The organism is Thioalkalivibrio sp. ALMg11, assembly GCF_000377905.1.
Taxonomy (GTDB): Bacteria; Pseudomonadota; Gammaproteobacteria; order Ectothiorhodospirales; family Ectothiorhodospiraceae; genus Thioalkalivibrio.
In genome coordinates this window covers 443,333-463,012 of sequence record NZ_KB898872.1, presented here as the reverse complement: position 1 = coordinate 463,012, position 19,680 = coordinate 443,333, and the positions used below count along the sequence as shown (strand labels likewise).

Below are 19,680 nucleotides of genomic sequence, written 5' to 3'. Positions count from 1 at the left end.
GGTGCGTCCATCCCTCACCTCCCTGGAGAAGAATCATGGCAACGAAAAAACCTGGTCGGTCATCGCAGGCTCCAAGCAAAGGCGGTCAATCTGCCACAGCCGCGCAGGGTGCCGACGGCGTACTCAGAACCAACGACATCGTTGCGGAGCAAGCCGCGGCCAGCGACGATTTCGTCGCCGCGATGCCCTACAACACCATCAAGGAGCTCGAGCACGGTCACGACAACGCTGTGGCGCCGCCGGCCGGTCCTACTACGGAGCCGGGCTCCAGTGCGTTGACTGCGAGCACGATGACCGAGGAACCCGGTACGCCGAAAACCGGCGGGCCGGCTCGGCTCGGAACGAACGCGACGGTCGCCCCGCTCGACCGGGTCCGGGTCGATCCCAGCGATCAACCGTTGACCACCAACCAGGGCGTTCGGATTGGCGACAATCAGAACACCTTGAAAGCGGGGCTGCGCGGGCCGTCGTTACTCGAAGATTTCATCCTGCGGGAAAAGATCACGCATTTCGATCACGAACGTATCCCGGAGCGGATCGTCCATGCACGCGGCTCCGGGGCGCATGGATACTTCGAAGCCTACGACGCGCTGACCCAGTACACCCGCGCGGCGCCGTTCGCCGAGAAGGGCAAGATCACGCCGGTGTTCGCGCGATTTTCCACGGTGGCGGGTGAACGTGGTTCGAAGGACACCGCGCGCGACGCCCGTGGCTTCGCGGTGAAGTTCTATACCGATGAAGGCAACTGGGACCTGGTGGGTAACAACATCCCGGTGTTCTTTATTCAGGACGCGATGAAGTTCCCCGATCTGGTCCACGCCCTCAAGCCGGAACCGCATCATGGCATGCCTCAAGCGGGGTCCGCGCATGACACGTTCTGGGACTTCGTCTCGCTGTCGCCGGAGTCCACTCACATGCTGATGTGGGCTATGTCGGATCGCGCGATACCGCGCAGCTACCGGATGATGCAGGGCTTTGGCGTGCACACCTTTCGTCTGGTCAACGAGCAGGGCGAGTCCGTGTTCTGCAAGTTCCACTGGACGCCGCTCCAGGGAACCCACTCGCTTGTCTGGGACGAAGCCGTGAAGATCGCGGGCGCCGACGCCGATTTTCATCGGCGTGACTTGTGGGAGGCCATCGAATCGGGTGAATTCCCGGAATGGGAACTGGCCGTGCAGATATTCACCGAGGAACAGGCCGACGGCTTCAGCTTCGACGTGCTCGACTCGACCAAGATCGTGCCGGAAGAACTGGTCCCGCTCACGCCCGTCGGGCGCATGGTTCTCAACCGCAACCCGGACAACTTCTTCGCGGAAACCGAGCAGGTTGCGTTCTGCACGGCGCATGTCGTCCCCGGCATCGACTTTTCCAATGATCCGTTGCTCGCCGGTCGGATCCATTCCTATGCGGATACGCAGATCACGCGACTCGGGGGGCCCAATTTCCACGAGATCCCGATCAATTCGCCGCTTGCCCCGGTTCAGAACAACCAGCGCGACGGCATGCACCGCCAGGCCGTGCATCGCGGGCGCGTCGCCTACGAGCCGAACTCACTGGCGGGTGGCTGCCCGTTTCAGGCCGGAACCGCCGGCTTCGTGTCGTTCCCGGATGCCCATGCGGAGGACAAAGTCCGTGGCAAGCCGGAGAAGTTTGCCGAGCACTATGCGCAAGCCACGTTGTTCTTCGAGAGTCAGACGGATGTCGAGAAAGCGCACATTGCAGCCGCATTCCGCTTCGAGCTGAGCAAGGTCGACGTCCGCGCGATCCGTGAACGGATGGTGTCCTCGCTGGTGAATGTTTCACGGGAATTGGCCGCAGAGGTCGCCACTGGCTTGGGCATGGAGGTGCCCGATGCCATGCCGAAGGCCATCAGCGATCCGGAGCCGCCGGAGGTCACCGAGTCGCCCGCGTTGTCGTTGATGGCGCGGCCCGGTGAAACCGGAATCCGCACACGCCAGATTGCCGTATTGGTCGAGGATGGCGTCCATCGTGCCTCGCTCGTCGACCTTCATGGCGCGCTGACGGGCGCGGGTGGCATCGTTCATTTTGTGGGGTCACGAGTGGGCATGTTCGTCGGTGACTCCGGCGACAAGATAGAAGCCAACAAGTCCATGGAGAACTCTCCGGCCGTCCTGTTCGATGCATTGGTGCTGCCTGATGGGAGCGAGGCGGTCCAGTCGCTCGCAATCGACGGACACACAATGGAATTCATCAAGGACCAGTTCAGGCACTGCAAGACGATTCTGGCTTTGGGGGCCGGCCGCGAGCTTCTGGAAATGGCGGGCATTGGCCCAGCCATGCAGGAAGATCCAGGCATCCTGCTGGCGGACGGTGGTGCCGCGACCGAGGTCGCATCAAAATTCATCGACGCGATCGCCGCCCATCGCCATCTATCCCGCGACAGCGACCCACCGGCCAAATGACCCGGGCCTGCGGTCGGTAGGGTTAGCCCGATGTTTTTTGGTGGGTGGGACGGTCTGCTGCGCACTTTGGTCGTCGGCGTACTCGCATACGTAGCGCTCATCGTGTTCCTTCGCTTGTCGGGGAAGCGAACACTTTCCAAGATGAACGCCTTTGACCTGGTCGTGACTGTCGCCCTTGGCTCAACGCTGGCGACCGTCTTGCTGGCCAAGGATGTCGCCCTGGCCGAAGGGGTAGCGGCTTTCGCTCTGCTCATTGGGCTGCAGTTCGCCGTCACGTGGTCCAGCGTCCGGCTCCGCTGGGTGCGACGGTTGGCGACGGGCGAGGCGCTGATGCTGCTTTACCGCGGCAAGTTTCTGCCAGCGGCCCTGCGGCAGGCGCGGGTGACCGAAGACGAAGTACGGGCCGCGGTCCGCTCGGCCGGGATCGACTCGTTGGACCAAGTGCGCGCGGTTGTCCTGGAGACCGACGGTTCGTTCAGCGTTGTCCGCCTGGGCGAGGGCGGGAACGGTTCCAGTCTCGTTGGCGTCGACGGAATCCCGGAGTTCCGGGAGCCCACAGAACGGTGATCCACCCGCCCGTGGTTGCTGTGCGAAGCCGTTCCACGAAGTCTTGGCAAGAAGGTGATGAGGGCGAGCCCGCCTTGCGTTCGGGTTTGCGCATGGCGTCGTGGCTTGGTTGTGGAGAACGATTGTACGGCGGTCACCGCGCCTTTCCGCACGCAAAATCGACTCGAGCGCGAACGGGTGCATTGAGCAGTGTTTTCTTAAGCGCACCGGAGATTGAAAGGCGGAGGATTCAATTATGGCCCAATTACGTCGGTTGGCCTCTGGCCGGCTGCGGGTTTTTCTAAGTCGGCTCAAAGATCGTTTATGGGTCAGGCCACTGCTCCTTGGCGTGCTCGCTGTTGGGGGTACGTTCATCGCCCGGCTAGCTGACGGTACGGGTCTTGCCGATGTGTTGCCCCGCATTAACCTGGAATCCGTCGAATCCTTGTTAACCATCATGGCATCCAGCATGTTGGTTATCGCAACTTTCTCGGTAGGTGCCATGGTCGCCGCTTACGCATCCGCCAGTGTCGGGGCGACACCTCGATCCATACCGCTTGTAATTTCTGATGATGTTACCCAGAACGCATTGTCCGCGTTTATAGGGGCCTTCATCTTCAGTATCGTTTCCCTGATATCCGTTCAGAATCAACTATTCGATTCTGCGGGCCTGTTTGCTATTTTTTCGCTTACTCTTCTGGTGTTTGCCGTTGTCATCATCACATTCGTCCGCTGGGTCGACAGAATTGCCCGCCTGGGTCGTGTAGTGAACACCATCGAGAAAGTCGAAAAGGCCGCCACCGACACACTCGATCGTCGCCGCCATTCGCCCTCGCTAGGCGCGGTGGCCGTTCCCTTGCATCAGGCCAATAAAAATGGCGCGCCCGTCTTCTCTCCGACGGTTGGTTATGTACAGAATATTGATATGGAGACGCTGCAGTCCGCCGCTGAAGAGGCCAATTGCCGCGTGATGGTGACAGCGCTGCCTGGTACATTCGTCAGCGCACGTCGTCCTCTGCTTCGTATTGAGGGATGTGAGGCGTTTGACCCAGACGCCTTTGCTAGCGCCTTCACGATTTGTCCGAACCGTGCCTTTGAAGATGACCCCCGATTTGCGCTGCTTGCGTTGTCCGAGATCGCCGACAAGGCGTTGTCGCCTGGCATGAATGATCCGGGAACCGCGATTAACGTAATCGGCGCAATGGTTCGTCTGTTTACGCTTTGGGTCTCGCCGCTTGAAAAGGACAGAGTAGCGGAGATCACCTACGACCGTGTATCGGTTCCGACGCTGGCGATCGACGACTTGTTCGACGATGCATTTACCGCTGTAGCCCGTGACGGAGCGGGTTTCGTCGAAGTTTCTATCCGACTTCAGAAAGCGTTTCGCGCGTTGGCGGAAACAGATGACCATTTGATGGTGGCGGCAGCTAAAAGGCATTCGCGGATGGCACTGGCCCGTTCGGAGCGCGCCATGTCATTTCAGGACGATATCGATGCGGTGCGTAAAGCGGCTGCGTTTTCGGCCGTATAAGCGCAGGACGAATGGAGGCTGAGAGGCATAGGTTTCGAAGCCCGGTACCGAGGGGATGGAGAAGGTTGGAATCGTGATCGGGGTCGTGGGCGGGAAGAATAAAATCTAAACTCGACGAGAGGGTCCAATCGCAGCAACGAGCGATTCCGCGTGGTGGCATCGGGTCCGGGAGGTGTTTTCGACAAGCATAAAAAAGGCAGAGGCTTGCGCCCCTGCCGTCTATTCATTCCACTATAAGTGGTTGGTACTGAAATTCAGTCCCGGCGTTCAAACTTCGGTGCATCGCGCAGCTGTTCACGGGTTACGTCAACTCGCAGTTCCCGATCGTCAGCAGTGCCAGATGTGGTGACGTGACCCCAGCCAATGGCTACGTCTTTCTGGCCCATGCCCAGGAATCCGCCGACGCCGACGATAATCGCCACGACCTGACCGTCCTGATCGAGAACCAGATCATCGATCGATCCCAGATCCTCATCACCCGCGGTCTTGACATCGGTACCCATCAGCTCGCTTACCTGCATGCCGCTGGCTGGTACGGATTCCAGGTAGCCCTTGCGCTCCGCAAGTTCGTCGCCTGCGTCGCGGCGATCTTCGGCAGTCTTCGCGTCATCCTGCCCGGCGCGTTCGCTGCGCTGGTCACGTTCCATGTCCCCGGGAGCACGGTCGCGGTCATTATATTGCGTGGCGCCCTGGTCACGTTCGGAGCTCTGCGCGCCGCGATCTTCACCCTGGTCAGTATGCTGCTGCGCCAGGACGGAACCTGCGCCCAAGGTGATGGCTGGGGTGACCAATGCATAGAATGCGAATGAATGTAGCTTGTTCATAATGAATCTCCTTCGAATCGGACATTTTGGTTGGACAGAATGTCCGGTTTAGTGGCGTCATCAAAGCATGCCCTCCCCGGCCTCATCACCGGGATCGGGACTGAATCGCCAAGAGACATGCGATTCAGGATGAGAGCCCAAAGTACGCCGGGGGATGTGGTCAGTCTGTTCGCTGACGCACTAAGAACGGGAGTTCTTTTCCGTACGTGCGATCTTGTGACAACGAACGCATTGGGGATCGGACTATCCGAAGCCCCGTCATGACCAGCAGAAGTTGAGATGCGGTGGTACGGAGGGAGCGGATGGTCGACGGATAAGAGAGTTGGAAGAAGCGCAAAGCCAGCTTGAGCGCGAGCGGGAGTAATCAGCGTTTCCCGGGGCTGGGAATCAAGCCGAGGACAGGTTGCAATCGCCGCAACGAACGGTTCCGCGGGGTGGCATCAGGTACAGGAAGTTTTTGGGACAAGCACAAGAAAAGGCAGGGGCTTGCGCCCCTGCCTTCTATTCATGCCGCTATAAGTGGGTGGTGCTTGAGATCAATCGCGGCGTTCAAACTCCGGCGCATCGCGCAGCTCTTCACGGGTTACGTCAACGCGCAGTTCCCGGTCATCAGCAGTGCCGGAGGTGGTCACGTGACCCCAGCCAATGGCTACGTCTTTCTCGCCGATGCCCAGGAATCCGCCGACCCCGACGACAATAGCTACGACCTGACCGTTCTCGTCGATGATCAGATCATCAACGGAGCCGAGATTTTCATCGCCTGCGGTTTTGACATCGGTACCCATGATGTCGCTCGCCTGCATGCCATCAGCCGGTGCAGATTCCAGGTAGCCCTTGCGCTCGGCAAGTTCGTCGCCTGCGTCGCGGCGATCTTCGGCGCGGCCTTCCATGCCGAAGTCTTTGTCGCCCTTGTCACGCTGAGCGCCGCGTTCACGGTCGCGGTCATTATATTGCGTGGCGCCCTGGTCACGCTCCATGCTCTGTGCGCCGCGATCAGCATCCTGGTCAGTACGTTCCTGCTGATCCTGAGCCAGGACAGAACTGGCACCCAGCGTCATTGCCGGGGCGACCAATGCATAAAGGGCAAAGGAATATAGCTTTTTCATAATGAATCTCCTTTGAATCGGACATTTTGGTTGGACAAAATGACCGGTTTAGTGGCGTCATCAAAGCATGCCCTTCCCGGCCTCATCACCGGGATCGGGACTGAATCGCCAAAAGACATGCGATTCAGGATGAGATTCCAAGGTACGCCGGGGGAGGTGGGCAGTCTGTTCGTTGACGCACTAAAAACGGGAGTTCTTCTCCGTACGTGCGATCTTGTGACAACGAACGCATTTTGGGGGTTTTAAGGAAGTCATTTGGGGAGCGGGGTAACCAAAGCTGCCTACTAACACTGGAAGGTGGGGTACAGCCGTAGGGCAGCAGTGGGGGTTCGGCTGCGAAGCCCGCTGGAGGAGAAGAACAGCTTGCTCAAGCGGATGGTTTGCAAGCGGCGACTGGATCGATCTGGGGCGCAAGTGCCCATTGATCAGCGTCTCTCTAACCCACGAGCACCAGGTAGGCCGCGGCGCCGATGACGCCGACCGCCACGGCGGCCGCAACCAGCCCGACCCCGAACAGCAGACGGCTGGTGCCATGGGCGACGTCTTCCGGGCGAACCGCCGTCGAGCTCTCGGGCCCGGTTTGCGCGGTATCCCGACCCTGGCGCAGCAGGTCCAGCATCGCGTCGATGCGGTTGTTGTCGAAGGCGAAGGGGTCGAACTGGCGCTGGCCGAAGCGTTGCAGCAGCTGGCGGACGTCCTTCGCCGCCGGGATGTATTTCATCGACCACTCGCCGAATCCCGGGCTATCCAGTGGCTGCTCGCGTAGTACCCGGACCTCCTCGTGGCGATGATCACGGCGGATGCGGTCGACGGTTTCGCGCACCGCATCCGGGTCACCCTCCAGGCACTGGAAGAAGTGCCCGTCGCCGTAGTAGAGCGCGCCGACAATCCCGCTGCGCGGGTTGTTCTGGCGCGACTGCATCAGGATGCGACTGACTTCGGGCTCGATGCCCTGGCTGGAGGGGTTTTCGGGAAATGTGGCGCGCGAGGCGTAGACGAGCTGGAGTATGGCGGGCATGGGGGCATCCTTCCCGGGGAACGGTGTTTCCCTCGGTGTAAGAAGAAGACCGCCCCCACCGCGCGGGGTTCATTCAATCATCTGGTTTACGTGTTCCAGCCCGATCGCGTCGTCTTCCCAGTTCAGCTGGGTGGTGCCGGGCTTGGCGGCCAGGCGGCGGATGGAGGCCACCGAACTACGGTCGATATAGGCCAAGCGATGCCGCGTGGCGTTGTGGCTCTCGATGTTGGCGGCCTGCAGGATGTCACTGTAGTTGACGGGTTCGCCTTCCTCCGGCTCGCGCTTGAGGTTCTCGTGTTCGGCCACCGCGCGGATGATCTCCGGCTCGAAATTCCAGTTTTTCAGCATCGCGCGGCCGATCGGGACGTGCGCGGCGTCGGCGGCGGCCTGCAGGGCGCGCGGGTCTTCGTAGATCTCGGGTGTCTTCTCCGCGCGGCGCAGGATCGGGATCATGCCGATGTCATGCACCAGCCCGGCGAGCAGTGCGGTATCGGGGTCCAGGTGCGGGTGCCGGCGGGCCAGCAGGTAGCTGATGATCGCCACCTCCAGGCTATGGTTCCACAGTTCTTCCATGCGTACGCGGATCATCTCGTTCCCGCTCTGGAAGACCTCCTTCATCGACAGCGCGATGATGGTCTGGCGCGCGCGTTCCATCCCCAGGCGCGTGACCGCCGAGCGAATGGTCGCGCAGCGCGTGAGTCCACGATAGGCAGGACTGTTGGCGTGCCGCACCAGGCGCGAGGCCAGGGCCGTGTCGCGCGAGATCAGATTGACCAGGTCAACAATGGAGCTGGATTCATCCTGGGTGATGAACAGCGCCTGCACCGAGACATCGGGCAGGGTCGGGATCTCGATCTGGTGACGTTCGAGATCCTCGCGCAGGCGTTCCAGAAACTTTTCGACTTCCGCTCGGGTGGCCAAGGGCAATCCATGTCCGGCTGGGAAATGACGCGTCGATTATGCCATACCGCGCCCTCGCGGACGGGTGATCCGCGCCGGTTGACGGGCCGCTGGCCCCTGCCGATGATGAAGGGAGCCGACAGGAGGTCGTGATGCGCCGATTCGTGCTGGATACCAGTGTCTTTACCAACCCGCATGTGGCCGGACAGTTCGGCGAGGATCCCGAGGATATCCTGCGGACATTCCTCATCCTGGCGCGCCATTGCCCCGCCGAGTTCTACATGCCGTTGTCGGTGTACGAGGAGTTTCGCGGCATGCGCGACCTCGAGGCCATGGCGGCCGATTTCGAGACAGTGGTCTGGGTGCGCTCGCCGCGGCGCTTCGCGCTGATGCTGCCGAGCGACATCCTCTACGAATTCATCGACGAGGTGCGTACGCGGATTGACCGCGGCCTGCGCATTGCCGAGGAACATACCCGCCAGGCGGGGGCGGCCGAATCGCTCAAGCCCGAGCTGATTACCCAGCTGCGCGAGCGTTTCCGCGAGGCGATGCGCAAGGGGCTGGTGGATTCGCGCGAGGACGTCGATGCCGTGCTGCTGGCGATGGAGCTGGACGCCGAGCTCGCCAGTGCCGACGAGGGCATGCGCAAGCTGGGCAACCGCATGGGCATCAAGCTGGTCACCGCCGACTATCTGCGCCGGGTCATGGAGAACCTCGCCGAGTCCGGCGGCGGCGCGCGCGAGCTCTGAAAGCGTTTCCCTGGTTCAGTCGTACTGCCGGTCGCCGGCCAGGGCGGAGGCCAGCGTGCCGGTGATGCGGTCGAACAGGCGCTCGAATTCCAGCACCCAGTACCCGTTCTCCTGCCGCGGCGTGTCCGGCAGGAAGCGTACGTGGCGACCGCCGGTGGCCTGCATGTGATCGATGAAGCGTTGGGCCCCGGCGCGCTCGCGGAAGCGACAGCGGTAGGTGTGGCCGACGCGTCCGTCGCGCCGGCTCTTGTCCACCGCAGTGGCCAGACCGGACAGCAGGGCCGCGCCCAGTTCGTGTTCCACGGCGGCGCGCTCCTCGGGCGGGTGTTCGGCGAGGAAGATGGCCAGGCGGGTCAGGCGGTTGGTGAAGTACTCCGGCGGCAGGTCCAGTAGCTGCTCGGAACACACGCGGATGTCGTTGATGCAGGAGCCCCCGGCCACGTACTTGGCGCGATGCTCGCCATCCGCGGTCTTCAGTACCAGGCCCTCGGCACCCTCGGCATCCAGTTGTCGGATCAGGCGACCCAGGGCCTTGGTGTCCTCGGGTGTGAACTGCCCGTGTAGCGGTGCCGGTGGCAGATGGTGGCGCTCCATCAGCGCAAATTTTTCATCCTGCGGCACAAAGCCCGGCTGGCCGAGCCGCATCAGGTCGAACACGAACAACCCGACATCGTGCGCCACCCTTGGCGTGGAGCCCTCCAGATAGGGTGTGTCCGGCCCGGCGATCTCCGTGCAGAGCACCAGATCGGGCTCCGCCTCGAACACCGCGAGGTCCACGAAATCCGGCACCCGGTCGGTACTGAATGCACAGACAAACCCGCCCCGGCTGAAGGCGACGACCCGGCCTTCCCAGCGCAGGATGCGCACGTTGAAGCCGTCGATCTTTTCCTCCGCCCAGAACGGCTGGTCGAACTGGCGCGGCAGCCCGGCCTCCAGCGACTGGATGCGCCCGATGGCCGGATAGCCGGGGACCACCGAGCCATCTGGCAGCACCACGGAACCGCGCGGGTAGTGGTGCACCGGCTCCAGCAGCCGGGCGTATTCCAGCCCGTCGAACGTCAGGGCCTCGGCCCGGTGGTTCGCGATGGCATCCTGCAGTGTTTCGCCGTCGATCATGCAGTCTCCGGTTCCAGGGTCTTGCGCAGCCCCTGGATCTGGTCCTCCAGGGCCTCGGTGTGGCGGCGGGCCTTGTCGGCCTGGGTGACCAGGCGCCGCGCCATGCTGATGATGCGCAGTTGGCGCTCCATCTCGGGCATGCTTAGCGAGCCGAAGGTGCCTTCACGCAGCAGCGCCGCCTTCAGCTCGGCGTAGGCCGTCTCCACGGTGCTCACGGCCTCGGCGGCCGCCAGGCCGCCGCCGTTTTCGCTTTCCAGGTTGGCCAGATCCAGGGCGCGGATGACCTGTTCCTGCCAGGCGCGGCGTTGTTCGTTGATGATCGGCCGTTCCTCGCCGGTAGAGTGGCGGCGCAGATCGGCGATCTGGTCGGCCAGCAGCGCGGTCTCCCGATGGTAGCGCGCGATGCGTACCGCCTCGGCGATGCCGTGCCCGACCGCCTCGGGCATCGGGTGGTTGGCAGTGCGGGTGGCAAAATCGCTGATCGCCGTGGTCAGCTGTTCCACGGCGGCGCGCCGGGTGTCCAGGGTGCCCGCGGCCGGCGGCTCCGGGCGCAGGGCCTCGCGCGCCATGGAGTGGCTGATGTCGGCCAGGCGAACGGTCTCCTGCAACAACGACTGCAGCGCGAGGTCGGGCACGCCGGCGCTGTGCTTGTCGAGAAAGCGCGGCTGGGCGATGTCTTCCTCCCTGGTACGGAAGCGCGTCTGCAGGAAGCGGATCATCGGCGGGGCGACCGGGACCATCAGCGCCACGCCCAGCAGGTTGAACGCGGTGTGGAACAGGGCCAGCAGCACCGCCGGGGCCGGGGCCTCGCCGGTGCTGCCCCAGATCCAGGCGATCACGGCCAGGAACCATGGCAGGATCAGCAGCGCAACGAGCGCGGTCAGGCCGTTGAAGATCACGTGCGCGGCGGCCACGCGCTTGGCGTTCGGGGTGGCGCCGATGACCACCAGCAGGGCCTTGACCGTGGTGCCGAGGTTGGCGCCGATCACTGCGGCGGCCGCGGCCTCCAGGGGCACCACGCCGCTCATCGCGGCAGTCAGGGCCATCGCCATCGACGCCGAAGAGCTCTGCATCAGCACGGTCAGCAGGGCGCCGATGCCGACCATGATCATGAGCCCGACAAAGCCCGGACGCGCCAGGGCGGAGAGGTCGAAGGTCGCGCTCAGGCCCTCGAAGGTCTCGCGCAGCACGTCGATCCCGAAGAACAGCAGGCCGAACCCGGCCAGGGCCAGACCCAGGTAGCGCGGGCGTGCGGCCTTCATGAACAGGTAGAGCAGGGCGCCGATGCCGATCGCCGGCAGGGCGAAGGCCTCGATCCGGATGTTGAAGCCCAGCAGGGCCACCAGCCAGCCGGTCATGGTGGTGCCGACGTTGGAGCCGAAGATCACCCAGACCGACTGGCCGAGGGTCAGAAGCCCCGCGTTGGCAAAGCCGATGGTGGCGACGGTGACCGCGCTGGAGGACTGGACCAGCGCGGTCACGCCCATGCCGGAGGCGAGCGCGCGCGGGCGGGTGCGGGTCCAGACGCCCAGGATGTGTTGCAGGGCCTTGCCGCCGGCGGTCTTCAGGCCGTCGGTCAGTAGCGTCATCCCGAGCAGGAACAGCCCGAGACCGCCGAGGAAGCCGGCGATCAGGGCGTAGGTGCTAACGGCTTCAGCCTCCGGCATGCGTGCGGGCTACAGCGTGATGGTCTCGCCGAAGGCCGGGACGTGGGCCTGTGCGCCCAGCTCGTCGCGCAGGCCCCGGGCCAGCGCCTCGCGCGCCTCCGGCTCGCCGTGGACCAGGTGGAACACCGGCTGGTCGCGGAATCCGCGCGCCCAGTCCAGTAGCTGAGTACGCCCGGCGTGGGCGGAGAAGCCGCCGAGAGTGTGGACCTTGGCTTTTACCGCGACCTCGTCGCCCAGCAGCTTGACCCGCTCGGCGCCATCGACCAGCCGCCGCCCCAGTGTGCCCGAGGCCTGGAAGCCGACGATGACCAGGTGTGCCTCGCGCCGCCACAGGTTGTACTTCATGTGGTGGCGGATGCGCCCGCCGTTGCACATGCCCGCGCCGGCAATGATGATCGCGCCGCCAGTGATGCGGTTGATCGCCATGGATTCCTCGACCGTGCGACAGACCTGCAGCCCGGGCAGGTAGCCACCCGGGTCGCCGTTCGCGGCCTGGTGCAGCCGCTCCATGTCCTCGCTTTTCAGGGACTTGTACAGCCGGGCGTAGAGCTCGGTCACCTTGATCGCCATTGGGCTGTCGAGGAACACCTTCTGCTGCGGCAGGCGCCCGGCGTGGTGCAGCATGCCCAGGTGGTAGAGGATCTCCTGGGTGCGCCCGACCGCGAACGCCGGGATCATTACGTTGCCGCCGCTGGCGGCGGCCTGCTCGAGGATCTGCGCGAATTCCTCGATGGTGTCGTCCATCGGGCGGTGGTCACGGTCGCCGTAGGTGCTTTCCAGCAGGACGTGGTCCGCGTGTTCCATCCGCGTGGGTTCGTGCATCAGCACGGCGTCGGGGTTACCGAGATCACCGGAGAAGACCAGGTGCCGGTCGCGTCCGCCGGAGGGCACGATCAAATCGACGATCGCGGAGCCGAGGATGTGGCCGGCGTCCCGGAAGGTTAGTCGGATGTCGCCGGCAATGGTCTGCGTGTTGCCGTAGGGCACGGCCTTGCAGAGCCCCAGGGTGGTTGCGACGTCGTCGATGTCGTAGACCGGCTCGACCAGGGGCTTGTCCGCACGTCGGCGCCACTTGTTCTCCCACTCGATGTCCTTGCTCATCACGAAGGCCGCGTCCTCGAGCATGATCTCGAGCAGCTCCTCGGTCCCCGGTGTGCAGTAGATGGGGCCGCGGTAGCCGTCGCGTACCAGCTTGGGGAGGAGCCCCGAGTGATCCAGATGGCCGTGGGACAGGACGACGGCGTCGAGCCGGCCGGCGAGTTCCGCCAGCGGTTCGCGGTTGGCCTCGTCGGCGTCATTGCCGCCCTGGTGCAGGCCGCATTCGAGCAGGATGCGGGCGTCGTCGGTCTCGAGGAGATAGCGCGATCCGGTGACCTCGCCGGTCGCGCCCTTGAAGGTGAGTTGTGCCATACCCGAAGTGTACGCACGGGGTGGGCTCTGCGTGCAACTGCTCCGGGGTTCGTTGACCGGGATCAATTCCGGTCGCGATCCGGTCTCCAGGCGGTTGACCCGCAGGCGGCGGCGGGGGAGGCTGAGCACAGTGGATAGAGGAGACGAGGGGATGCGACTGATCAGTCCGGCCTTCCGTGACGGCGAGGTGATGCCGATCGCGATGTCGGCCCGCGATGCCAACGAACTGCCACCATTGGAGATCCGTGAGGTGCCGGATGGCGCGCAGAGCCTCGCGCTGATCCTGGAGGATCTGGATTCGCCGCTGGGCGAGGTGACGCACTGGCTGGTCTGGAACCTGCCGCCGGACACGCATCGGGTGGATTCGCTGCATCTGCCGAGCCAGGGCCGCGTGGGCCTGGATGCCTTTGGCAAGGCCGGATATTTGGGCCCGGTTCCGCCGGAGGGCTGCCACCACTATTGCTTCCGACTGCTCGCGCTGGATGAGGTGCTGGAGCTGGCGGCGGGCGCGACGCGCACGCAGTTCGACGCCGCGGCCGAGGGGCATGTGCTGGCCGAGGCCGATCTGACCGGCGCGCTCTGCGCGGGCATCCCGGACCCCGACGCGTCGAACTGACGCCCATCCCCCCGGACTGAAACCAGGCCGTTCATCATGAGCCAGTACCGCCCGGAAGCCTTCTTCTCCACGGTCAATCCCACCGTGTTCACCGCCTCCGCGATCATGGTGGTGGTGTTCGTCGCCTTCGGAGTGGTCTTTCCGTCCACTGCCAGCATGGTGTTCGACGGCATCCACGAGTTCATCACCGAGTACCTGGGCTGGGGCTACCTGCTGGTGGTCACGTTCTTCCTCGGGTTCCTGGTCTGGCTGGGGTTCAGCCGTTACGGATCAATCCGGCTGGGGCAGCCGGACGATCGGCCCGAGTTCGGTTTTGCCTCCTGGTTCGCGATGCTGTTTTCCGCCGGTATGGGCATTGGCCTGGTGTTCTGGAGCGTGGCCGAGCCGGTCCTGCACTATCAGAACCCGCCGGTCGGGGATGGCGAGACCGCCGAGGCCGCGCGCCAGGCGATGGTCTACACCTTCTTCCACTGGGGGCTGCATGCCTGGGCGGTGTACGTGGTGCTGGGGCTGTCGGTGGCGTACTTCAGCTTTCGCCATCGTCTGCCGCTGACCATCCGTTCGATCTTTTACCCGCTGCTGGGGGATCGCATCTATGGCCCGATCGGACACGTGATCGACATCCTCGCGGTGTTCGGCACGCTGTTTGGGCTGGCCACCTCGCTGGGCTTCGGGGCGATGCAGCTCAACACCGGGCTCAACGTGCTCGTCGACATGCCGGTCTCGCACTGGTACCAGGTCGGCATCATCACCGCGATCACGGCCGTGGCCGTGCTGTCGGTGCTCTCCGGGCTGGATCGCGGGCTCAAGTGGGTCAGCGTGTTCAACCTGGTGCTGGCGATCAGCTTCATGCTGTTCGTGCTGTTCGCCGGCCCGACGCTGTTCATCCTGCGCTTCCTGCTCGACTCCACTGGCGGCTATTTCCAGCAGCTGATCCAGCTCAGCCTGCATACCGACGCGATCGGCGGCTCCGAGTGGCAGAAGGACTGGACCATGTTCTATTGGGCCTGGTGGATCGCCTGGTCGCCGTTCGTGGGCATCTTCATCGCACGCATCTCGCGCGGGCGCACCATCCGCGAGTTCATCGTCGGCGTGCTCGCGCTGCCCACGCTGTTCGTGTTTGCCTGGATGGCGATCTTCGGCGGCACCGCGCTGCACATGGAGCTGTTCGACGAGGGCGCGGGGATCGCCTCGGCGGTCGCCGAGGACACCACCGTGGCCCTGTACGCGACCCTGGCCCAGCTGCCGTGGACGACCTTCGCCTCCGCGATCGCCACGCTGCTGATCGCGACCTACTTCATCACCTCTTCGGCCTCCGGTACCTTCGTGGTGGATGCGCTGATCTCGCGCGGGTCGAAGCACTCGCCCAAGCGCCAGCGCGTGATCTGGGGCATCACCGAGGGGGCGGTGGCCGCCACGCTGCTGATCGTCGGCGGCGAACGCGCGCTGGACAGCCTGCAGACCGGCTCGCTGACCGCCGGGTTGCCGGTCGCGATCATCCTGGTCTTCTGCTGTGTCAGCCTGATGCGCGCGCTCGGCCGCGAGTATCGCGTCGAGGGTGTGGACCCGCCCTGGCGCTGATCCACTGGGGGCGCCAAGCCCCTTGAAGGCTCGGCCGATTTAGCCCGTCGGCGTTGCGGCTCGCCTGAATAGATCGGCTACACTTCGCTCATCGTGCCCGCCTGGCCCGCAAGCAAAAAGGCTTGAGCGCTGGCGTGGGAATGAATCAGTGTCTCCCTAGCCAGAAAGGAGTTCGATGGACTGGATCTTTCCACTGATCCTGATTGGCGCCGGGTTGATCGTGGTCTCGGTGCTCACGTCGGTGTTGTCGTTCCGGCTGGGTGCGCCGCTGTTGCTCGTGTTTCTGGGGATCGGCCTGCTCGCCGGCGAGGACGGTCTCGGGCTCGAGTTCGACGATCCCAGTGCCGCCTTCCTGATCGGCAGCCTGGCGTTGGCCGTGATCCTGTTCGACTCGGGCTTCGGCACTCGGCTGCGCACCCTGCGCCGGGCAGCGGGCCCGGCCATCGTGCTGGCGACGGTCGGGGTGGCGCTGACCACGGTGCTGCTGGGGGTGGCCGCGTACTGGGTGCTGGATCTGTCCTGGGGCTATGCGCTGCTGCTGGGTGCCCTGATCAGTTCCACGGATGCCGCAGCCGTGTTTTTCCTGCTGCGTGTGGGCGGGGTGAAGATCAACCGCCGCGTGCGCTCTATCCTGGAGGTGGAGTCGGGTTCCAACGACCCGATGGCGATCTTCCTGACCGTGGTCTTCATCGAGTGGATCCTGTCCGGCACCACGACCGGTGGCCTGGCCACGCTGTTTGCCACCGAGTTCCTGTGGCAGATGGGCCTGGGCCTGCTGCTTGGCGCCGTGGGCGGTTATCTGTTGGTGGAGCTGGTCAACCGCCTGCCGCTGGACGAGGGGCTTTATCCGATCGCGGTGATGGCCGGTGCCGTCAGTCTGTTCGCGCTGACCGGCTTGCTCGGAGGCAGTGGTTTCCTGGCCGCCTACGTGGCCGGGATCGTGGCCGGCAACCGAAAGCTCCGGGGGTCGGCAAAGCTGCGCCGCCAGCAGCAGGGGCTGACCTGGCTGGCGCAGATCGGCATGTTCCTAATGCTGGGCCTGCTGGCGACGCCTTCGGAGTTTCCGTCGCTGGCGCTGCCGGCCCTGGCGCTGGGGCTGGTGCTGATCCTGGTGGCGCGCCCGCTGGCGGTCTGGCTGTGCCTGCTGCCGTTTCGCCAGGACTGGCGGAGCACGGCGTTTGTCTCCTGGGTGGGCCTGCGTGGGGCCGTGTCGATCCTGCTGGCGATCCTGCCGATGGTGGCGGGTGTCGAGGGCGGCGAGATGTTCTTCAACATCGTGTTCATGATGGTGCTGGTGTCGCTGCTGGTGCAGGGCTGGACGATTCGCCCGGTGGCCAAGTGGCTTGGGCTCGTGGTGCCGCCGGAGATCGGCCCGGTGGAACGCGTGCAGCTGGAGCTGCCCGGCAGTCCGCGCCACGAGCTGGCGGTTTACCGCGTGATCGAGGACAGCCCGGTGCTGCGCGGCGCCCGCCTGCCGCGCTGGGCGCGCCCGTCGCTAGTGGTGCGCGAGGGGCGCTCGGTGCGCTTTCAGCAGGCGGGGCACCTGACGCCGGGGGACTACGTCTACATCTTCGTGGTGCCGGAATACGTGCCGCTGCTGGATCGATTGTTCGCCAGTCCGCGTATCCCCGGGCATGACGACTCGGAATATTTCGGCGAGTTGCCGCTCAACCCCGAGAAGCGGCTGGCGGATCTGTGCGAGATGTACGGGGTGTCCTGCGAGGTGACGGATACACAGTTGACGATTGGCGAATACCTGGCGCGGGAGCTTCCGGGTGCCCCGGTCATGGGTGACCGGGTAAGTTTTGGTACCGCGGACCTGATCGTGCGCGAGGTGGATGAAGCCGGGCGGGTAACGCAGGCCGGTCTGGCGTTCATGCGCCACGGGGCCGGCGGCGACGGGCTGACCCTGCCCTGGTACGGCTGGAGGCGGGCCCTGCGCGGGCGGCGCAAACCGAATCGCTAAGAAGACCCTTGTTCCAGGGTCTTGCGCAGGTGCTCGATCTGCTCCGGCTTGATCCCGGCGATATCCTTGATCGGCAGGGTGAACGCAAAGCCGTTGCCGACCGTGCTGAGCTCCAGCTCCTCGTCCAGTCGCTTCAGCAGCCGTTCGGCCAGGCTGGCTTCCAGCACCATCAGCAGGACGTTGCGCGCCGCGGAGTCTTTCAGGTCCATGATCGGCGAGCGCCGCAGCTGGGCAATGCCCTGGCCTTCCAGCAGGGTCAGTCCGGCCGCGCCCTCGCGGCGGACGGTCTCGATGGCGCGCTCGGCCCGGTTGCGCGGGACCACGGCGGCGAGCAGTACGAATTGCATGGCGTTCCTCGCGTAGGGTTGGTCAGGGTTGGGCAAATCCGCCGACGAACTGCATGCCGGCCAGGGCCTGGGCGTCCAGCGTGAAGGCCAGGCCGTTGTACGGCTGCAGCAGGTCGAGTTCCAGGTTCAGGCGGCGCGAGATGCGCTCGGCGCGTTCCTCGTCCAGTTCCCAGATACATATCGATTCCTGGCCCTGGTAGGTCACGCCGAGAAAGGTCATGTGGTCGGGGAAGCCGAGCCCCGAGCCCTGCATCACCGTACCATCCGCGCCACCTTCCTCGGCCGCGATGGCCAGGGCCTGCTCCTCGCGGTCCTGGTCGATGATGGCCACCAGAAAAGTCTCCGCCATGCTGGTCCTTCCCGATCGGTTGTCTTGCGGCGTGGAATCGGCGCCCACCGCCGGATTCCGGTGCCTTCAGTATGGCAATCTTCCCCGGGAAGCGCACGGGCGGTCCCGGATGCAAAACCCCGGGTCCTGGCGCTTGCGCCCGTACCGGTTGTGGACTCCGTACGTCGCACCGGACTCATCGTGCCAAAGGAGGGTGCATGTACGACCCGTTTATCCAACCGGAATCGGTCGAGGCGGCCGTCCAGGCACCGCCGAGGGCGGTGGATGTCGGGCTCACCCTGGACTGGACGAGCCGTGATGCCCGTCACCGGGAGTGCCTGTTTCTGCCGTGGCTGGAGCCGGGGCGGGACCACTGGCCGGGCGGTCTGGGCACGGCCTTGGACGCGCTGGAAGCGGGCGTGATGCATGAGGCCTCCCGAGAGGCAGCCGCGGCCCTCGTCCCGCCACGGGAGGAGGGCCGCGTGGTCGATCTCCCGGCCACGGCCTTCAATTGCAGTCTGCTCAAGCATCGCCGGGTGGAGGCGCATGCCGGTCGTTTTTACCCCCGGGCGTTCATCGCTGGTCACGCCGGAATCGAGGCCGGGGATCGCGAGTTGTTCCGGGTCGGGGCGCTGGAGGGCGAGGCGCTGACGGCAGATCTGAACCATCCGCTGGCGGGATACGACCTGCAATTGCAGGCGCGGGTCGTGGCCCAACATGACCATGGGCGCGACGATGGGCAGACGGTGGACGTCGCCCGGCTGCTGACGGCCCGCGGGCCGGGGATGCAGGCGTGCTGGCGCGGGCGGCCAACCGACTTCTGGGTGGGCGGGGCGCTGGAACGCGAGGATCCGAACCCGGATGCCGTGTTCTATGCCGAACCGCGCTTGGTGCACCACCTGGACGCGACCGCGCGGGACCAGATCGCCGGGCTGTATGCCGCGTGCATCCCGCCCGGTGCACGGGTTCTGGACCTGATGGGCAGCTGGGAATCGCACCTGGACCGGGTGCAGACACCGGCCGAGGTGGTCGGGCTGGGCATGAACGCGCAGGAACTGGCGGCCAATCCGGTGCTGACGGCGGCCCAGGTGCAGGACCTCAACACGCACCCCGAGCTGCCGTATGCGTTCGGGAGCTTCGACGCCGTCGTGTGTACCGCGTCGGTCGAATATCTGATGTGTCCGGAGGCGGTGTTCCGCTCGATACGTCAGGTCCTGCGCCCGGGCGGGGTGTTCGTGGTGACCTGTTCGGATCGCTGTTTCCCGACCAAGGCGGTTGCGGTGTGGGAACGCCTGTATGACTTCGAGCGCATGGGACTGGTGCTGGATCTCTTCCTGCAGGCCGGATTTTCGGACCTTGCGACCTTCTCCCTGCGCGGGCTGCCGCGGCCGGCGGATGATCCGTATGCCGGGCGGCTGGAGCATGCGGATCCGGTGTTTGCGGTGTGGGGTTGTCGAGGGGAGTGAGCGGTGGCTCTTTGCCGGTGGCGGCGCGGGCGGGGGCTTCGCGGGCAAGCCCGCTCCCACAATGGCAGGACTCGCCGTGCGGGGGC

The 19,680-nt window shown here is 64.7% G+C and carries 17 protein-coding genes; 8 read left to right on the top strand and 9 right to left on the bottom strand.

Going from position 1 to position 19,680, the window contains the following annotated elements; all coding sequences use genetic code 11:
• Positions 1–35: 35 nt before the first annotated feature.
• The 3 genes from D578_RS0104845 (at position 36) to D578_RS0104835 (ending at position 4,500) form a co-directional block, all read left to right on the top strand.
• On the top strand, positions 36–2,423 hold the full coding sequence (locus D578_RS0104845; protein WP_231364061.1) for a catalase: 2,388 nt from the start codon (positions 36–38) through the stop codon (positions 2,421–2,423).
• A gap of 30 nt (positions 2,424–2,453) precedes the next feature.
• Positions 2,454–2,990, top strand: coding sequence for a DUF421 domain-containing protein (locus D578_RS0104840; protein ID WP_018948846.1), 537 nt, complete (start codon positions 2,454–2,456; stop codon positions 2,988–2,990).
• A gap of 235 nt (positions 2,991–3,225) precedes the next feature.
• The gene (locus D578_RS0104835; protein ID WP_018948845.1) at positions 3,226–4,500 is read left to right on the top strand and encodes a DUF2254 domain-containing protein; all 1,275 of its coding nucleotides are present in this window, start codon (positions 3,226–3,228) and stop codon (positions 4,498–4,500) included.
• Between the two features lie 254 nt (positions 4,501–4,754).
• Here D578_RS0104835 and D578_RS0104830 read toward each other — a convergent pair whose 3' ends face one another.
• The 4 genes from D578_RS0104830 to D578_RS0104815 all read right to left on the bottom strand — a co-directional run bounded on the left by D578_RS0104830 (position 4,755) and on the right by D578_RS0104815 (position 8,369).
• Positions 4,755–5,324: a PRC-barrel domain-containing protein gene (locus D578_RS0104830; RefSeq protein WP_018948844.1), complete on the bottom strand. Its 570-nt coding sequence runs from the start codon at positions 5,322–5,324 to the stop codon at positions 4,755–4,757.
• Positions 5,325–5,860: 536 nt separating this feature from the next.
• Positions 5,861–6,430, bottom strand: a complete 570-nt coding sequence (locus D578_RS0104825) for a PRC-barrel domain-containing protein (protein ID WP_018948843.1) — start codon at positions 6,428–6,430, stop codon at positions 5,861–5,863.
• A gap of 436 nt (positions 6,431–6,866) precedes the next feature.
• On the bottom strand, positions 6,867–7,448 hold the full coding sequence (locus D578_RS0104820; protein WP_018948842.1) for a BLUF domain-containing protein: 582 nt from the start codon (positions 7,446–7,448) through the stop codon (positions 6,867–6,869).
• Positions 7,449–7,517: 69 nt separating this feature from the next.
• Entirely contained in the window at positions 7,518–8,369 is an 852-nt protein-coding gene (locus D578_RS0104815) for an HDOD domain-containing protein (protein WP_018948841.1), read from the bottom strand.
• 131 nt (positions 8,370–8,500) lie between these two features.
• Here D578_RS0104815 and D578_RS0104810 point away from each other — a divergent pair, with 131 nt between their 5' ends.
• A complete protein-coding gene (locus D578_RS0104810) occupies positions 8,501–9,097 on the top strand; it encodes an RNA ligase partner protein (RefSeq protein WP_018948840.1) in 597 nt (198 codons plus the stop codon).
• A 15-nt stretch (positions 9,098–9,112) separates the two neighbouring features.
• On the opposite strand, the gene D578_RS0104805 is transcribed toward D578_RS0104810, so the two are convergent.
• Genes D578_RS0104805 through D578_RS0104795 form a run of 3 tightly spaced genes read right to left on the bottom strand, consistent with a single transcriptional unit; the run spans position 9,113 to position 13,290 of the window.
• Positions 9,113–10,213, bottom strand: a complete 1,101-nt coding sequence (locus D578_RS0104805) for an RNA ligase (RefSeq protein ID WP_018948839.1) — start codon at positions 10,211–10,213, stop codon at positions 9,113–9,115.
• The gene (locus D578_RS0104800) at positions 10,210–11,880 is read right to left on the bottom strand and encodes a Na/Pi cotransporter family protein (protein ID WP_018948838.1); all 1,671 of its coding nucleotides are present in this window, start codon (positions 11,878–11,880) and stop codon (positions 10,210–10,212) included. The genes D578_RS0104805 and D578_RS0104800 overlap by 4 nt, the downstream gene beginning before the upstream one ends.
• Positions 11,881–11,889: 9 nt before the next feature.
• Entirely contained in the window at positions 11,890–13,290 is a 1,401-nt protein-coding gene (locus D578_RS0104795; RefSeq protein WP_018948837.1) for an MBL fold metallo-hydrolase RNA specificity domain-containing protein, read from the bottom strand.
• Positions 13,291–13,441: 151 nt separating this feature from the next.
• Here D578_RS0104795 and D578_RS0104790 point away from each other — a divergent pair, with 151 nt between their 5' ends.
• The 3 genes from D578_RS0104790 (at position 13,442) to D578_RS0104780 (ending at position 17,453) form a co-directional block, all read left to right on the top strand.
• A complete protein-coding gene (locus D578_RS0104790; protein WP_018948836.1) occupies positions 13,442–13,906 on the top strand; it encodes a YbhB/YbcL family Raf kinase inhibitor-like protein in 465 nt (154 codons plus the stop codon).
• A 36-nt stretch (positions 13,907–13,942) separates the two neighbouring features.
• Complete coding sequence (locus D578_RS0104785; RefSeq protein WP_018948835.1) at positions 13,943–15,487, top strand: BCCT family transporter; 1,545 nt, start codon at positions 13,943–13,945, stop codon at positions 15,485–15,487.
• A 175-nt stretch (positions 15,488–15,662) separates the two neighbouring features.
• Positions 15,663–17,453, top strand: coding sequence for a potassium/proton antiporter (locus D578_RS0104780; protein ID WP_018948834.1), 1,791 nt, complete (start codon positions 15,663–15,665; stop codon positions 17,451–17,453).
• On the opposite strand, the gene D578_RS0104775 is transcribed toward D578_RS0104780, so the two are convergent.
• Complete coding sequence (locus D578_RS0104775) at positions 17,450–17,800, bottom strand: hypothetical protein (protein ID WP_018948833.1); 351 nt, start codon at positions 17,798–17,800, stop codon at positions 17,450–17,452. The two genes, D578_RS0104780 and D578_RS0104775, sit on opposite strands and share 4 nt — an antisense overlap.
• 22 nt (positions 17,801–17,822) lie before the next feature.
• Complete coding sequence (locus D578_RS0104770; protein ID WP_018948832.1) at positions 17,823–18,149, bottom strand: hypothetical protein; 327 nt, start codon at positions 18,147–18,149, stop codon at positions 17,823–17,825.
• Between the two features lie 197 nt (positions 18,150–18,346).
• Between D578_RS0104770 and D578_RS0104765 the strand changes: the two genes are divergently transcribed.
• Positions 18,347–19,594: a methyltransferase domain-containing protein gene (locus D578_RS0104765; RefSeq protein WP_018948831.1), complete on the top strand. Its 1,248-nt coding sequence runs from the start codon at positions 18,347–18,349 to the stop codon at positions 19,592–19,594.
• Positions 19,595–19,680 lie beyond the last annotated feature (86 nt).

What these genes read in the sequence shown, in the direction of transcription:
- D578_RS0104845 (WP_231364061.1), top strand. Translation starts at nt 36, where the DNA reads ATGGCAACGAAAAAACCTGGTCGGTCATCGCAGGCTCCAAGCAAAGGC.
- D578_RS0104840 (WP_018948846.1), top strand. Translation starts at nt 2,454, where the DNA reads ATGTTTTTTGGTGGGTGGGACGGTCTGCTGCGCACTTTGGTCGTCGGC.
- D578_RS0104835 (WP_018948845.1), top strand. Translation starts at nt 3,226, where the DNA reads ATGGCCCAATTACGTCGGTTGGCCTCTGGCCGGCTGCGGGTTTTTCTA.
- D578_RS0104830 (WP_018948844.1), bottom strand. Translation starts at nt 5,324, where the DNA reads ATGAACAAGCTACATTCATTCGCATTCTATGCATTGGTCACCCCAGCC.
- D578_RS0104825 (WP_018948843.1), bottom strand. Translation starts at nt 6,430, where the DNA reads ATGAAAAAGCTATATTCCTTTGCCCTTTATGCATTGGTCGCCCCGGCA.
- D578_RS0104820 (WP_018948842.1), bottom strand. Translation starts at nt 7,448, where the DNA reads ATGCCCGCCATACTCCAGCTCGTCTACGCCTCGCGCGCCACATTTCCC.
- D578_RS0104810 (WP_018948840.1), top strand. Translation starts at nt 8,501, where the DNA reads ATGCGCCGATTCGTGCTGGATACCAGTGTCTTTACCAACCCGCATGTG.
- D578_RS0104805 (WP_018948839.1), bottom strand. Translation starts at nt 10,213, where the DNA reads ATGATCGACGGCGAAACACTGCAGGATGCCATCGCGAACCACCGGGCC.
- D578_RS0104800 (WP_018948838.1), bottom strand. Translation starts at nt 11,880, where the DNA reads ATGCCGGAGGCTGAAGCCGTTAGCACCTACGCCCTGATCGCCGGCTTC.
- D578_RS0104795 (WP_018948837.1), bottom strand. Translation starts at nt 13,290, where the DNA reads ATGGCACAACTCACCTTCAAGGGCGCGACCGGCGAGGTCACCGGATCG.
- D578_RS0104790 (WP_018948836.1), top strand. Translation starts at nt 13,442, where the DNA reads ATGCGACTGATCAGTCCGGCCTTCCGTGACGGCGAGGTGATGCCGATC.
- D578_RS0104785 (WP_018948835.1), top strand. Translation starts at nt 13,943, where the DNA reads ATGAGCCAGTACCGCCCGGAAGCCTTCTTCTCCACGGTCAATCCCACC.
- D578_RS0104780 (WP_018948834.1), top strand. Translation starts at nt 15,663, where the DNA reads ATGGACTGGATCTTTCCACTGATCCTGATTGGCGCCGGGTTGATCGTG.
- D578_RS0104775 (WP_018948833.1), bottom strand. Translation starts at nt 17,800, where the DNA reads ATGCAATTCGTACTGCTCGCCGCCGTGGTCCCGCGCAACCGGGCCGAG.
- D578_RS0104770 (WP_018948832.1), bottom strand. Translation starts at nt 18,149, where the DNA reads ATGGCGGAGACTTTTCTGGTGGCCATCATCGACCAGGACCGCGAGGAG.
- D578_RS0104765 (WP_018948831.1), top strand. Translation starts at nt 18,347, where the DNA reads ATGTACGACCCGTTTATCCAACCGGAATCGGTCGAGGCGGCCGTCCAG.